The sequence below is a fragment of the Bartonella doshiae NCTC 12862 = ATCC 700133 genome (assembly GCF_000278155.1).
Lineage (GTDB): Bacteria > Pseudomonadota > Alphaproteobacteria > Rhizobiales > Rhizobiaceae > Bartonella > Bartonella doshiae.
In genome coordinates this window covers 129,457-144,087 of the sequence record NZ_JH725095.1, presented here as the reverse complement: position 1 = coordinate 144,087, position 14,631 = coordinate 129,457, and the positions used below count along the sequence as shown (strand labels likewise).

The window sequence follows — 14,631 nt, the reverse complement described above, 5'->3', positions numbered from 1 at the left end:
TATTTTTATATTGAAAGTAACTGTCTAGAATAAAATCAGGTTTTGTTTTTAATTTTAGATTCTTTCTATCATTAAAAATAATAAATTATTATTTTCAGTCAGCTATTTAATTTTTTAAATGTTATTTATTAAGATTTAAGTTAACTGTGTAAGAAACATATGAGTGTCATACATGTTTTATGAAAAGTATGTATATATATGTTGATACTCGTTGAGTGGCTTATATCTTTTAGAATAATTCATCATTATATTTCATCAATAATGCTCTGTACTGTTCAGATATTCTTTTCTACAAATAGATATTTTCAAATATTATTTTTTATAAAAGTTAATGATAAAGTTTATATAAAAACAAATAATAATGTTATTATTTTCTAAGATTGATATTTATTATATTATACATAATTTGCAGCGTAAAGTTTTACAGCATTTTATTTTTTAAATATAATTTTTATTATATTTGAACAATATTGATGGAGTATAAGTTTATGGATACAAAACGTTTTATAACAGTGTTTGTTTTTTCTCTCGTTTCAGTGTCTATGACTCAAGCAGCAAATGTAATGCTTTTGAAACACTCAGAGAATGTTGATTTTCCCCTTACTTTTTCTCCTTCTATTTTCTCTTGGGAAGGTTTTTATTTTGGAGGTCAAATTGGTGGTTTTTCGAGTGAAATTTCTACAATGACCCATAATGTTGATATTCCTCTCTATCCTAATGAGGATAGTAAGAATAAATGGTTTTCGCTTGATAAAAAGTATTTGCCTAAACTTTCTGGTTCCATAGGGAGTTTTTACGGTGGTAGTAATATTCATCTTGGCGATGGCTTTATCTTTGGGATTGAAGCGGATATATTTTTTTCTGAACGAAACAATACTAAAACGAGTATTATTTTTGATGAACTCAATGACAGTGAATTTGTAGAAAACACACACGTTGAGGAAGAGGTAGTAACAGGTGAGAGAGTTTTTTACCCGGTTATAAGCAATCAAGAAGAGATAGAAGAAAATCGTTTAATTGTTATTCATACGTTAAAACAGAAATGGACCGGCGCTACACGAGTGCGTTTTAGTTTTCCTGAGGGGAAAATTATGCCTTATATCTCTGCAGGGATTGTTTATGGGCAGTTTCAAGATATTTTTTCTACAACAGTTACAGGATTAGAGAAGTTTTTTGCTATATCGGATGATACAAAGACAATGATTGGTTATACTCTTGGTAGTGGTATTGATTTTGCTGTGACAGATAATGTTATCATGCGTGTAGAATATCGCTATTCAAATTTTGGTGAAAAGAAATTTAAAGATGAGATTAAAATTGATTATAAGACAAATGATTTTCGCTTTGGTGTAGCTTATAAATTATGACTTTTGTAAGATAAAATATTAGAAAGTTTTGTTTTGGTGTGATCTTTGTTTTTTTATTATTGCTCTATAAATGATTGTTTTATGGAGAGAAACGGTTATTAATTTGAATGATTATTATGAGTTAAGGAAGAGTTGTGAAGACTTTTTATTGCGATAATCAAAAAATTATTCACAAAGAATCTATGATTCGCAATTGGAGTAGCTGTTAGTAGGGTACTATCTAATAGCACTATAAAAACTTTATGGGGATGCGCTTTAAAGCGCTTAGTCTTTCACAATTTGGAAAACTATTGTAAGATAAGGGAAGATATATACACAACTGATCATATAATGGTGCGGACGGCGGGACTTGAACCCGCAAGGTCTTCGACCGGCAGATTTTAAGTCTGCTATGTTTACCAATTTCATCACGTCCGCGATGAGAGCTCTCTCATAAGCTATATCTTTTATTGAATCAAGAATTAATGATAAAAAGAAAACTTTTCATTTTTGATAAATTTTTGACTGACAATAGCTGACTTTGTCGTTAGAAGACATCATAATATTCAAAAAGTATGAAATGATTGGTGTAATGAGTAAATTTATTCAAGATGTAACCAAAGCTATGACAGCTTTACATAGTGTATTTGCTGAAACACCACTTCAAAGAAATGACTTTCTGAGTCAAAAATACGATGCGGAAATTTATTTAAAACGCGAAGATTTAACACCGGTACGGTCTTATAAAATTCGCGGTGCTTTCAATTTTGTTTCAGAAATGCTTGATCAGATATCTCAAGATGCTGCATTTATTTGTGCATCAGCAGGGAATCACGCGCAAGGGGTTTCTTTTGTTTGTCGCTATTTTAAGCGTAAGGGTGTGATTTTTATGCCTGTAACGACTCCACAACAAAAGATCGAAAAGACACGCATTTTTGGTAAAGAATTTATTGATATCCGTTTAGTTGGTGAGACGTTCGATCAATGTTATGCGGCTGCACAGACTTTTGCTACTGAGAGTGGGGGGGTAATGGCACCACCTTTTGACGATATCCGCATTATTACAGGGCAAGCAACAGTCCTTTGTGAGTCTGTTTTGCAATGGAAAAAACTCAATGGAGAGAGTGAGCCAGACTTGATCATTGTACCTGTCGGTGGAGGTGGTTTAGCGAGTGGTGTGAGCAAGTTTGTACATGAATGTGGTTGGAAAACGAAGATTCATTTTGTTGAACCGCGAGGTGCTGCAAGTTTGCTTGCTTGTTTGAAAGAAGGAAAACGTGTTAAACTTGAAAAGATTGATACATTTGTAGATGGTGCTGCTGTGGCTGAAATTGGTGCTTTAAATTATACAATGCTGAAACATTTTGCGCCAGATTCTGTTATTACTGTTCCTGAAAATCGTGTTTGTTCTACAATGGTTGAAATGCTCAATGTTGAGGGTGTAGTTCTTGAACCAGCAGGTGCTTTATCAATTGATGCACTTAACAGCCTTTCTTCTCAGGAATTAAAAGGAAAAAAAATTCTTCTCGTTATTTCCGGTGGTAATTTTGATTTTGAGCGTTTACCAGATATTAAAGAACGATCTCTGCGGTTTCAGGGATTAAGAAAATATTTTATTTTTAGTTTTCCGCAACATCCTGGTGCTTTGCGTAGTTTTCTTGCTCAATTGTCTCCAGAGGATGATATTGTGCGTTTTGAATATCTCAAGAAATCAGCGAGGAGTTTTGGTTCTGTGTTGATTGCAATTGAAACAAACAAATATGATAATTTTTGTCTATTAGAGAAAAAGTTTCAAACATTAGGTTGGCGTTATCGTGATATTACTGACGATCAAACATTATTTGATTTTGTTATCTAAAAAACTAAAATTTTTGTCGTAATGAGAGATATATGAATGAAGCTTGTTATTTATTTTGTTCTTGGTTTACTTTTAAGTGTTGTTCAACAAAGTTCCGCATCTGAGCCAACGAGGGTACAAAAAACTGAGCTTTCGAGATTAGTTGTTGATGTGAATAATTCTGTCAAAAATGGAGATTTTGCGCATATTTCTGCTTATATGCCTGATCGGCTTTACAAAGAAATGGCGCATCGATTAAATACAACAGAGGATGATTTACGGAAAAATTTACTTGAAAAGCTGCGTATTCAATTTGAGAATTTGCCTGCGGATGCTTACCATTTAGATGAAACAAAAATAGACTATTTACAGACTAATAGTGGTACTTTCTATGCTTTAATTCCGACAAAATTGGAGACAAAAGATCGTATTATTCAATATAAAACTTTGGCAATTTTTGATAAAATGCGATGGTATTTAATTTATGGTGGTCAAAAAACTGTACAGAATCCCGTCTTCCTTGAGATTTATCCTGAATTTAATGAGGTGCATTTACCGAAGGAGATGATTATAAAGAAATAAATGATGAGAGCAGTGTTATTCTTGTTTATGATAAATATATTTAGCAAAGTGCTTGCTTTTTTATCATAATCCAACGATAATATGAAAAAGGCTGTTTAGGCTTGGTTATTTAACTCTTTGTAAAACGGGGTTTATGCGCCTTTATCTTGTTCAAGGTATACTCATGGAGTGCGCAAATCGCTGTTTCAAGCGTTGCTTCACAAATTAAAATATCAAGATCTCTCTTGTTCCTTTTGCGCGGATTTCTGAGTGATAGAATTTAGTCTGCTTTCTGTTTATGGTTGTTGGACTGAGGAAAGATTTTATTTTGACTTTAAATAGAGAAAATGTTTTCACAGAATTAGGTTTACCTGCTCTTTTGATTAAAAATTTGCTCATGGCTGGTATGAGTAAGCCTAAACTTATTCAAGAACAAGCTATTCCAATGATGTTGAAAGGGCGTGATATTTTAGGAATTGCGCAAACAGGTTCTGGAAAAACTTTGGCATTTGGTTTACCTGTTTTGAGCCAGATTTTGGCTTTAGGAGATAAGCGCCGTCCTAAAACTGCGCGAGCTTTAATCTTAGCTCCTACGCGTGAACTTGCTGTTCAGATTGAAGAAACAATGCGTTTTTTTGCCAAAGGAACGCATCTTTCAACATGTCTTATTTTTGGTGGGGTATCACGTTTAAAACAAATTAAACGTATGGAAGCAGGTGTGGATATTTTGGTAGCAACTCCAGGGCGTTTAATGGATCTTGTTCGCGAAAAGTATGTTGATCTTTCTCAGACTCGTTTTTTAGTTTTAGATGAGGCAGATCGCATGTTAGATATGGGCTTTATTCATGATGTGCGGCAAATTACAAAGCTTTTGCATAAGGAGCGTCAGACAGCACTTTTTTCTGCAACAATGCCAAAGGAAATTTCTGAGCTTGCAAAGTGCTTGCTCAGTGATCCTGTGAGAATAGAGGTTGTTCCTCAAGGAACGACAGTTGCGGGAATTACTCAAAAATTATATTGTGTGCCTACGCGTGAAAAAAAGAATATTTTAGCTAAACTTTTGACAAATCCAGATTTTTCTTCTGTTATTGTATTTACAAGGACTAAGCATGGTGCTGATGCTGTTACACGTCATTTAGCAAGGATAGGATATTCTGTTGCGACAATTCATGGAAATAAATCACAAAATGCTAGGCAGTATGCATTAAAAGCTTTTCGTGAAAGATCAGTGCAGATTCTTGTTGCAACAGATATTGCTGCGCGTGGTATTGATATACCAGGTGTAAGTCATGTTATTAACTACGATTTACCAGATGAAGCTGAAAGTTATGTGCATCGTATTGGTCGTACAGGGCGCAATGGTGCATCTGGCGATGCAATAACGCTTTTTGATGGAGGTGTGGAACAGGCGCGTTTGCATACTGTGGAGCGCTTGATTTGTATGCGATTAACGCGTGAAGAAGTTCCAGAACAATTTGCAAAATTTCCGGAAAAGCCATTTATGCGAGAAGGTAGAGAAAAGGAAAAAGGCAAGGAAATTCGTTTAAAAAAAACTAAAGAACAGAAGCGCTTGGTGAATCGCAAAGAGAGTGCTGAACAAACACAGGGTAAGAATTCTTCATTGGAAAACAAAAGGCATGTGAAGGCAAAAATAGCAGCAAAGCGTGCAAAATCTTTTCGTTTTCGCAAGTCAGTGAAGAGAGCAGCGTGAATAAACTATGCCTTAGGAATATTTTTCTTTTTGGTTGCTTCTTAGTTTGAATTCAAGCAAGAGAACAATATTTTCGCTAAAAATACTATACCATATTGATACAACTGTATTAGACTTTTCTTGAGAGCAAGTTGTTGATTTCTTTGATGCTCAAGACAGCTTATTCTACTTAGAGCCATTCTGTCTTGTAAAGAAAAAGTGTTATAGCTCTGGGAGTTTTGAGGAAAAGGGTTTTGTAAAAATGGCTCGCCTCCTCTCAAGGATATCAAAGGCAAATTTGTCTTGAGTCTGAAGTGATTGTGATGTGGCGCGAAAAAATCTGAGGATTTTTATTAGAAACAGAATGAAATAATTATTCTTTCTAAAGATTTTTTTAGATGTTAATATCATTTGCTAAAACTTTTACGCAAACTTCGCTCTGATCATTCAGAGTACTTTTCAGATATGGCTAGGAAATTAGATGTATCAGTTGGCATGTAAGAAAAAATCATAGGATTATACGATTCAGATGAGGATACTGCTTCTCTCCTAAGAAGAGAATCAGATGCTTGCCGCAACAGTTTTACGATCAAGCCTTCTTACCTGTTGAATCGCGAAGCTATTGACGCATGTTTGTTAGAGTTTTAGATACTTGTTCACAAGAAGATTTAGACGCATCCCTCATCTTAAAAATTTGAGTAAAAACAACGAATTACGTGCAATGAAAATTAAAATGGCTCCCCGGGCCGGATTCGAACCAGCGACCAACCGGTTAACAGCCGGTTGCTCTACCGCTGAGCTACCGGGGAACAGTGCCCAATTATTGCAACTGCAAGGGCTATAGCAAAGCAATACTGATTTGCAAAGAGTAAAATTGCTTTTTTTTAAAAAATATTAGAAATTATATAAAAAGAAGAAAAAAGAGTAGAGAATATTTCTACACCTTGACGGATGCGTTGCCTTCCCTTATTTGACACTTCTACGTTTGTTGATGAGGCCTCGTGGCGGAATGGTTACGCAGAGGACTGCAAATCCTTGTATCCCGGTTCGATCCCGGGCGAGGCCTCCAGTTTATTTAAGTCAAAGTGATTTTGAGGGGATGATACGTGCGAGTTTTTCTTCCTTAGTGAAAAGGCTTTACCATAAAAAAGAGTACGGTTAGAATCTAATTGTTGACTGTAGCTTACTTTTTTGTAACACCTCAGTGAAAGATTTTAAATCCTCATTATTGTCGTTTTTTTATGGTTCTTTATGCGTAGGAGAAAAGGTTTATTATGGTTGCAGATTTTGCAGATCTTCGCCGCAAAATGGTTGACAATCAAATTCGTACAGTAGATGTAACGGATTTATCGGTTCTTGAAGCATTTTTAAAGGTATCGCGTGAAGATTTTGTACCAGAAGATATGAAAGCTTTGAGTTATCTTGATACCGATGTTATTGTATTTCCAGCCCAAAATGGGATGCCTGCGTGCTATTTGATGAGGCCTGCATCTTTAGCAAAATTACTACAGCTTGCGGCTGTGAAATCGTCGGATTTTGTTTTAGATGTGGGAGCGAATAGTGGTTATTGTGCTGCATTGCTTTCAAAACTTGCAGGATCTGTGGTTGCATTGGAAGGTAATAAAGCTCTTTCGGAACGAGCAGCTAAGATTTTAGAGCATCATCAATGTGATAATGTAGTTGTAATCCATGGGGCATTGGAGCAAGGATATGCAATCAAGGGGCTTTATGATGTGATTTTCATAGAGGGTGCTGTTGACTTTATTCCAGAGGCTCTCTTTGATCAAATGAAAGACGGAGGACGTCTTGTTGTAGTTGAAGGACACGGTAATGCTGGTATTGCACGGATTTATGTAAAAGAAGATGGGATTATTTCAGCTCGTCGTGCTTTTAATCTTGCTGTAAAAAGCCTTCCTAATTTTTTAAAAGCACCAGACTTTGTATTTTAGCATTTATTTTTCTTATGAATAGAATATAGTTGTGCAGTGAATTTGGGGGTTATAGGTTGTGTGTATTGTATTCAAAAACAAAAAACTTCAGGTATGTTTGTTGCTGGCGTTGAATATTTTTGTATTGAAGTCAGTGTATGCTGAGACATTGATGGATGCTTTTGCTAAAGCTTATACACACAATTATAAGTTGAATAGTGAACGTGCAGCTGTACGTATTTCAAGTGATGATGTAGTTATTGTCCGTTCGGGATTCTTGCCGCAAATTGAAGGGATTGGAAGTTATGGTTGGAGTAAGCCTATGGCAGGCTCTCAGAGTACTGCTGGATCTATAGGAGTAAGATTGAGTCAAAGGTTATTTGACGGTTTTATCACGCAAAATATGTTTTTATCTGCTCAGATTAAGTTACAAGCGCAGCGTGAATATCTTCGTAATGCTGAACAAAATATGTTTCTGGATACTGTTACAGCGTATGCTAATGTCTATCAAGCGCGTCGTATTGCCGATCTGCGTAGAGAAAATTTGGCTGCTCTTGAAGAGCAAGTTCGTTCAAATAAAGCAAGAATCGATGTAGGAGAGGGAGCACGTGTTGATCTTGCTCAGGCTCAAGCTGCACGTTCTGTGGCTGTTTCAGAACTTAGTTTAGCGCGTGCTGAGGTAAAGTCAGCAGAGGCAATTTATCGACAAGTTATTGGTTCTGATCCTGAAAAATTAAGACCTCCAATGACGGCAAAAAATTTACCAGTCAATCTTGATGTGGCTTATCAAATTAGTGTTGCTACGCATCCAGTAATTCTTTATGCAAAATATTTAGTTGATGCCAGCTCTTATAATGTAAAAGCAAAGGAAGGGGCTTTGTTGCCTAAAATTGATTTTTCTGCAACAGCTTCCTACAATAAGATTTATAGCGATCATGATGCAGATGGAGTTTCTAAATCCGTAGGACTGTCTGTTAGTGTTCCAATTTTTGAAGGTGGGCGTACATCTGCGCAGATTCGTCAGTCTAAAGAGCAGCTTGGGCAAGCGCGTCTTCAGCTTGATTTGGCATATAGTAATATAAGACAAGCTCTTACTTCTGCTTGGTTTCAGTTGGAAGGTGCGCGCGCGTCTGTTGTTGCTTATCGTGAAAGTGTACGTGCTGCTGAAATAGCCCTTAAAGGTCGCCTCCAAGAAAACCGTGTAGGGGAAGCGACTACGTTGGATGTTTTAAATTCTCGAACTCAGTTGATTAATGCGCAAATTGCTCTTGCGACGGCAGAGCGTAATGCTATTATTGCAAGTTATGGTGTTCAATCTTCCATTGGTAAATTAACTGCAAGTTATTTGGGTGTGAAACCGATCCATTAAAACAGGTACAAGCATGATAATAACTCATGAATCTGTTCAAGAATTGTGCTTTAAAAGATCGTAAAATCAAGCGATGGGTATGTTGAAAAATAGAACAATGAGATTTTATTTGTTTCTTTAATGAAGAAAGTTGTGCGTAGCTCATTCTTTATAACAATCATATTTGAAAATGTCAGGTAGGTATGTTGATCTTGTGATTCTTTTTCTTACACTAAAGAGTGTGATTCTGTTTGTTGTTGCGTCTTTGAGAGGTTTTAAAGTATGGTACAGAGTTCAAGCGTGTTACGTGAGCCAAGTATGGATGAAATTTTGACATCTATTCGTGAAATAATTGAGGAAAATGCGGTTCAGTCTGAGCATTTTTCAAATGAAGACGCTGTTGTGAATGCTTCAGTAGACCGTTCGGCAGTACCATCGGAAGGTGTTTATGATACGGCCTTATCAGTTGATGATGCAATGAAAGCTTTGGCTGATCGTATTGGTCTTTCTTCTGAAAATCATGATTTTTCTTTAACACAAGAAAAAGAAAATACAGAAGCAGAAAATGCGGTTAGTACCGATATGCAAAAGATGAAACATTCTTCTGAAGAACAGCATTTTGTTCATAAAACAAAAGAACGTAATGATGAGATGTTTGTATCACGTCCAGAAAGTATAGCTGCAGGTCGTGTGGAGCTGTCTGCTCATTGTATTTCTTCTGCAGAAAAGATTGCAAAAGATGTTTTACGTCCGGCTATAGCAGAGTGGTTGCAAAGTAAATTGCCTATTTTGCTTGAAGATATTCTGCGTGAAGAGATCGTTAAAGCAATTAAAAAATAGTTCTAACAGATTGTTTTATCGTTTTTTATGAGAATTTCATTTACATTTTGCAAGCCCATTGTGGAAAATGGGATTGCGGTGTCTATGGCCAGTTTTTAAGATTATAGGTTGCGTTTTTCAGTGGTGTTATGGGTGAGTAGAAAATGTTAGAGAAGAACTATGATGCTGCTTCCATAGAGCGACGGGTTGCAAAAAGGTGGGAGGAACGTGAGGCTTTTAAAGCAGGAATGGGTTCCGAAAGTGGTGCAGAATCTTTTTGTGTTATGCTTCCACCACCAAATGTTACAGGCTCATTGCATATGGGGCATGCACTTAATACAACAATTCAGGATATTGTAGTTCGATTTCAGCGGATGCGTGGTAAGAATGTATTGTGGCAACCTGGTATGGATCATGCAGGGATTGCTACCCAAATGGTTGTAGAGCGACAACTTGCAGAGCGCAAAGAGCCAACGCGTCAAGAAATGGGTAGAGAAAAGTTTGTTGAGCGTATTTGGGAATGGCGTCATGAAGCTGGAGGCGTTATTGCGAATCAGTTACGCCGCCTTGGCGTTTCGTGTGATTGGTCGCGTGAGCGGTTTACAATGGATGAAGGTTTGTCTCAGGCTGTTCGTGAAGTTTTTGTTACGCTTTATAAGCAAGGGTTGATATATAGGGATAAGCGTCTGGTTAATTGGGATCCTAAATTGTTAACCGCTATTTCAGATCTTGAAGTTGAACAAAAAGAAGTTAAAGGGCATTTGTGGCATTTTAGGTATCCACTTGAAGGTAAAGTGTTTGATCCCTTTGATGCTACGACTTTTATAACAGTCGCAACAACACGGCCAGAAACAATGCTTGGTGATACCGGAATTGCGGTTAATCCCGAAGATGATCGTTATAAAAGTCTTATAGGTCAAAATGCTCTTTTACCTCTTATTGGCCGTAAATTATTGATTGTTGGTGATGCTTATGCTGATCCTGAGGAGGGAAGTGGTGCTGTAAAAATTACACCAGCACATGACTTTAATGATTTTGAAGTGGGGCAGCGCAATAATCTACATTTGATTAATATTTTTACGCAAAAAGCTGAGATTTTTCTGCATGGAAATGATGCATTTTTTGATGGTCTGGTCTTGTCGGATGAATTACAAATATTGGTAGATCATTTAGATAAAGCTGATCGTTTTGTTGCACGTGATCGGATTGTTTCTTTGATGGAAGAGGGGGGATATTTAGCAGCTGTGGATGATCATCCACACATTGTTCCTCATGGGGATCGCAGTGGAGTAGCTATTGAACCATTCTTAACAGATCAATGGTATGTTCGTGCTGTAGAATTAGCAAAGCCAGCGATAGAGGCTGTTCAGCAAGGAAAAACGCAATTTATTCCAGAGAATTGGAAAAAAACCTATTTTAATTGGATGCAAAATATTCAACCTTGGTGTATTTCACGCCAATTATGGTGGGGGCACCAGATACCAGCTTGGTATGGACCTGACGGTACGGTTTTTGTTGAAAGAAATGAGGAAGAGGCTTTTGCAGCAGCTTTTTCTCATTATGGTGAAATGGTTCAATTAATTCGTGATCAGGATGTTTTAGATACTTGGTTTTCTTCAGCTCTTTGGCCTTTTTCAACGCTAGGTTGGCCCAATAAAACAACAGAATTAGCTACTTTTTATCCGACATCGCTATCGGTTACAGGATTTGATATTATTTTCTTCTGGGTTGCACGTATGATGATGATGGGGCTTCACTTTATGGGTGAGGTTCCTTTCCCGACGGTTTATGTGCACGCTCTCGTCCGAGATCAGAAGGGTGCGAAGATGTCAAAGTCGAAGGGGAATATTATTGATCCTTTGGAACTTGTTGATCAGTATAGTGCAGATTCGCTCCGTTTTACTTTGGCCATTATGGCGGCACAGGGACGGGATGTAAAACTTGATCCCTCTCGTATTGCAGGCTATCGTAACTTTGCTACAAAATTGTGGAATGCTACCCGTTTTGCGCAGATGAATGGTGTTAGACATGATCCAGATTTTAAACCAGAAAAAGCAAAGATTGCGCTTAATCGTTGGATTTTAACAGAGTTATCTAAGACTGTTACAGCAGTAACAATTGGTATTGAGAACTATAAGTTTAATGAGTCTGCAGCTGTGCTTTATCGTTTTATTTGGAATACACTCTGTGATTGGTATCTGGAACTTCTCAAACCTGTATTTCAAGGTTCAAATGAAGATGCTAAAAGTGAAGCACAAGCATGTACAGCTTGGGTTTTAGATGAAGTTTATAAACTTCTCCATCCTTTTATGCCTCATATAACAGAGGAGTTATGGTCTCTTACAGAATCTCCAGTTATGAAGCGTGCAGATATGTTGGCACTGATACAATGGCCAGAGGTAACATTTGCAGATGAAGAAGCTGCTTCTGATATTAATTGGCTTATTGATATTGTTAGTGAAATTAGGTCTGTGCGTTTTGAAATGAATATTCCAGCGGGAACTCTGGCACCTCTTGTTATTGTTGAGGGAGGGAAAGTAACGCGAGAGCGTGTGCAACGTTATGATGTTCTTCTTAAAAAGTTAGCACGTATTGAAACAATTGATTTCTCTGATAAGGTTCCAGCTATATCGGCACAAATGATTTTAGGAGAGGATATTTTTTGTTTGCCTTTAGGACAGCTGATTGATTTGAAAGCTGAGCGTGCTCGTTTGATGAAAGACATTAGTAAAGTTGAGCAAGATATTGAAAAAATATTGGTTAAATTAAGTAATCCCAAATTTATAGAAAATGCAAAATCAGAAATTGTCGAAGTTGAACGTAGTAGGCTTGTAGAGTTGCGTACTGCAAAGGAAAAAATAGCCGTTGCTTTAGAGCGGTTGATATAGTTATGATTTTTTCTCGCGTTTCTTATAAATAACCTCACACTATTGGAAATTTGCTTTAAAAGGGCGTTTTTCTGCTTGCTTTCTTTATTTTCATCCACAAACGGTATAATGAGATATCAATTGATATTGTCGTTGTTTTTACGGTTATGAAGTCAAGATATCGTCATCATATTTATGTACTTTTCATATTTTTGTTATTTTTATATTTAACAGTTTCTTCACTATATCTTTTATCCACGTTAAGAATATCTTCAAGCTATACATAAATTTTTCTTTTTATCTGTCATTGGTGCATTTTATTGCTTTATAAATCAGAGTAATTAAATAATCACATTACTACAGTAATAAGAGATTTAATTGCAAAATGATTATTTATCTTAAAAAGTATTGTACAGAAAAGAGAAATATTACTTTAGTTTGACATTTTAGATAGTTTTTATTTATTAGCCTTTTTTGTTAGAATAATGCTATGTAAAATGTCGTGTTTATCTTAAAGAAGAAATTTTGTATGTGTATAAAAATTTTTGGTAGATCTAACAATTAAAAATGTGATGGGGGGAGAAACTCTAAATGATAAATAAATTGAAAGTGTGGAAAAAAGCCATAATGATTATTGCTTTTGGGGGAGCTCTTTCTATCGTTTATGGAAGAGGTGTCAATAGTGCGCATAAAACTCTCGATAATTCATTTTATTTTTTGAAGCGTGGTATGTTAGCCTATAAAAATGGACAAATAAATCAAGCTATTTCAGCGTTACGTTGTGCAGCCAATATGGGGCATATTGGTGCCAATTGGAAACTTGGCCATATTTATGCAGAGGGTGATGGTGTTCCTGAAGATAATTATAAGGCATATCATTTCTTCGCATATATCGTTGAAAAAGGCGCTGTTATTGGTTCAGAAAATGAAAGCTATATTTCTGATGCATTGGTTGAACTTGCGGGTTATATAAAAAAGGGTATTCCTCACACCCCTATAAAATCTAATCCTTCTTATGCTGCTCGTCTCTATATGCAAGCTGCTATGAATTACGGCAATCCTAAAGCTCAGTACTACTTGGGAGAAATGTTTTTAAAAGGAGAAGGAAGAAAAAAGAATCTTGTACAGGCTGCGCGATGGTTTCAGCTTTCAGCGAAGAAAGGTAATCCTTCTGCTCAAGCAATGCTTGGAAATATGCTGTTTCAAGCAGGAAAAACAGTTCGTGGTGTAGCGATGTTAACTGCTGCCTATGAAAAAGCTAATGAAAAAGATCGAGATTGGATTCGTCTTCTACAAGAGCGCGCTTTTGCTATTTGTGACGAATCTGAAAGACGCAGTGCAATGTCACTGGTTATAGATATTCTAAAAAACAATAGTTTTTAAATATTTTAATTACAATGCCTCTTCGTCTCCTAATATTAAAGTTTGGGTTTTTATGTGTAATTCCGTAACAAAAATAGCTCTTTTGATTATCGTGCAATGATCAATGGTTGAGAATTTTAGACAAAAATTCTTGTGCACGCGGTGTTCTTGCTTGTGGGGAAGAAAAAAACTCTTTTGATGAACAATCTTCAAGAATTTTTCCTTGATCCATAAAAATAACACGTTCCGATACTTTTTGGGCAAATCCCATTTCATGGGTTACACACATCATCGTCATGCCTTCTTCCGCTAAGCCAATCATGACATCTAACACTTCTCCTACCATTTCAGGATCTAGAGCGGATGTAGGTTCATCAAAAAGCATAACCAGTGGATCCATGGTTAAGGCACGCGCAATAGCAACCCGTTGTTGTTGCCCTCCAGAAAGTTGACCGGGGTATTTATGTCTATGCTCAATGAGTCCAACACGTTCAAGATATAATAAACCGCGTTCAAGCGCTTCTTTTTTGCTGCGTTTTAGAACTTTGATTTGTGCAATTGTTAAATTTTCTGCAACAGATAAATGTGGAAAAAGTTCGAAGTGTTGAAATACCATTCCTACATGGCTACGCAACTTAGACAGATTTGTCTTTTTTGAATGAACAGGGACTCCATCAATCCAAATTTCACCTTTTTGGAAAGGAACTAAAGCATTAATAGTTTTAATTAGTGTTGATTTACCAGAGCCTGACGGTCCGCAAACGACAACAACTTCTCCTTTGTTGATGCTGGTTGTACAGTTTTTAAGAATATTAATTTCGCCATACCAGTTGGAAACATTTTTTATTTCGATCATATGAGTAGACATTTTTT

10 protein-coding genes and 3 tRNA genes are annotated in these 14,631 nt (G+C 36.4%); 10 read left to right on the top strand and 3 right to left on the bottom strand.

Annotation, left to right across the window (positions count from 1 at the left end):
• Positions 1-488: 488 nt before the first annotated feature.
• Entirely contained in the window at positions 489-1,367 is an 879-nt protein-coding gene (locus MCS_RS03610) for an outer membrane protein (RefSeq protein ID WP_004855767.1), read from the top strand.
• A 331-nt stretch (positions 1,368-1,698) separates the two neighbouring features.
• Here the strand turns inward: MCS_RS03610 and MCS_RS03605 are convergent.
• Positions 1,699-1,784: transfer RNA gene (locus MCS_RS03605), tRNA-Leu, on the bottom strand.
• Positions 1,785-1,926: 142 nt separating this feature from the next.
• On the opposite strand from MCS_RS03605, the gene ilvA reads away from it, so the two are divergent.
• The 3 genes from ilvA to MCS_RS03590 all read left to right on the top strand — a co-directional run bounded on the left by ilvA (position 1,927) and on the right by MCS_RS03590 (position 5,455).
• Positions 1,927-3,204, top strand: coding sequence for a threonine ammonia-lyase IlvA (gene ilvA, locus MCS_RS03600; RefSeq protein WP_004855766.1), 1,278 nt, complete (start codon positions 1,927-1,929; stop codon positions 3,202-3,204).
• 36 nt (positions 3,205-3,240) lie between these two features.
• Positions 3,241-3,765 carry a hypothetical protein gene (locus MCS_RS03595; RefSeq protein ID WP_004855765.1) on the top strand — a complete coding sequence of 175 codons (525 nt, stop codon included), beginning with the start codon at positions 3,241-3,243 and terminating at the stop codon, positions 3,763-3,765.
• A 277-nt stretch (positions 3,766-4,042) separates the two neighbouring features.
• Positions 4,043-5,455 carry a DEAD/DEAH box helicase gene (locus tag MCS_RS03590; protein WP_004855763.1) on the top strand — a complete coding sequence of 471 codons (1,413 nt, stop codon included), beginning with the start codon at positions 4,043-4,045 and terminating at the stop codon, positions 5,453-5,455.
• Positions 5,456-6,168: 713 nt separating this feature from the next.
• Here the strand turns inward: MCS_RS03590 and MCS_RS03585 are convergent.
• A tRNA-Asn gene (locus tag MCS_RS03585) sits at positions 6,169-6,243 on the bottom strand.
• A gap of 186 nt (positions 6,244-6,429) precedes the next feature.
• Between MCS_RS03585 and MCS_RS03580 the strand changes: the two genes are divergently transcribed.
• From MCS_RS03580 to MCS_RS03555, 6 genes are all read left to right on the top strand, one after another.
• Positions 6,430-6,503, top strand: a tRNA-Cys gene (locus MCS_RS03580).
• A 205-nt stretch (positions 6,504-6,708) separates the two neighbouring features.
• Positions 6,709-7,383 (top strand): protein-L-isoaspartate O-methyltransferase family protein, encoded by a 675-nt coding sequence (locus MCS_RS03575; RefSeq protein ID WP_004855762.1) that lies wholly within the window; start codon positions 6,709-6,711, stop codon positions 7,381-7,383.
• Positions 7,384-7,441: 58 nt separating this feature from the next.
• Positions 7,442-8,731 (top strand): TolC family outer membrane protein, encoded by a 1,290-nt coding sequence (locus MCS_RS03570; RefSeq protein ID WP_035451997.1) that lies wholly within the window; start codon positions 7,442-7,444, stop codon positions 8,729-8,731.
• 261 nt (positions 8,732-8,992) lie between these two features.
• On the top strand, positions 8,993-9,550 hold the full coding sequence (locus tag MCS_RS03565) for a DUF2497 domain-containing protein (protein ID WP_004855760.1): 558 nt from the start codon (positions 8,993-8,995) through the stop codon (positions 9,548-9,550).
• A gap of 143 nt (positions 9,551-9,693) precedes the next feature.
• Positions 9,694-12,417 (top strand): valine--tRNA ligase, encoded by a 2,724-nt coding sequence (locus MCS_RS03560; protein ID WP_004855759.1) that lies wholly within the window; start codon positions 9,694-9,696, stop codon positions 12,415-12,417.
• A gap of 570 nt (positions 12,418-12,987) precedes the next feature.
• The gene (locus MCS_RS03555) at positions 12,988-13,779 is read left to right on the top strand and encodes a tetratricopeptide repeat protein (protein WP_004855758.1); all 792 of its coding nucleotides are present in this window, start codon (positions 12,988-12,990) and stop codon (positions 13,777-13,779) included.
• A gap of 100 nt (positions 13,780-13,879) precedes the next feature.
• Here the strand turns inward: MCS_RS03555 and MCS_RS03550 are convergent, their stop codons facing one another.
• Entirely contained in the window at positions 13,880-14,626 is a 747-nt protein-coding gene (locus MCS_RS03550) for an amino acid ABC transporter ATP-binding protein (protein ID WP_004855757.1), read from the bottom strand.
• Positions 14,627-14,631 lie beyond the last annotated feature (5 nt).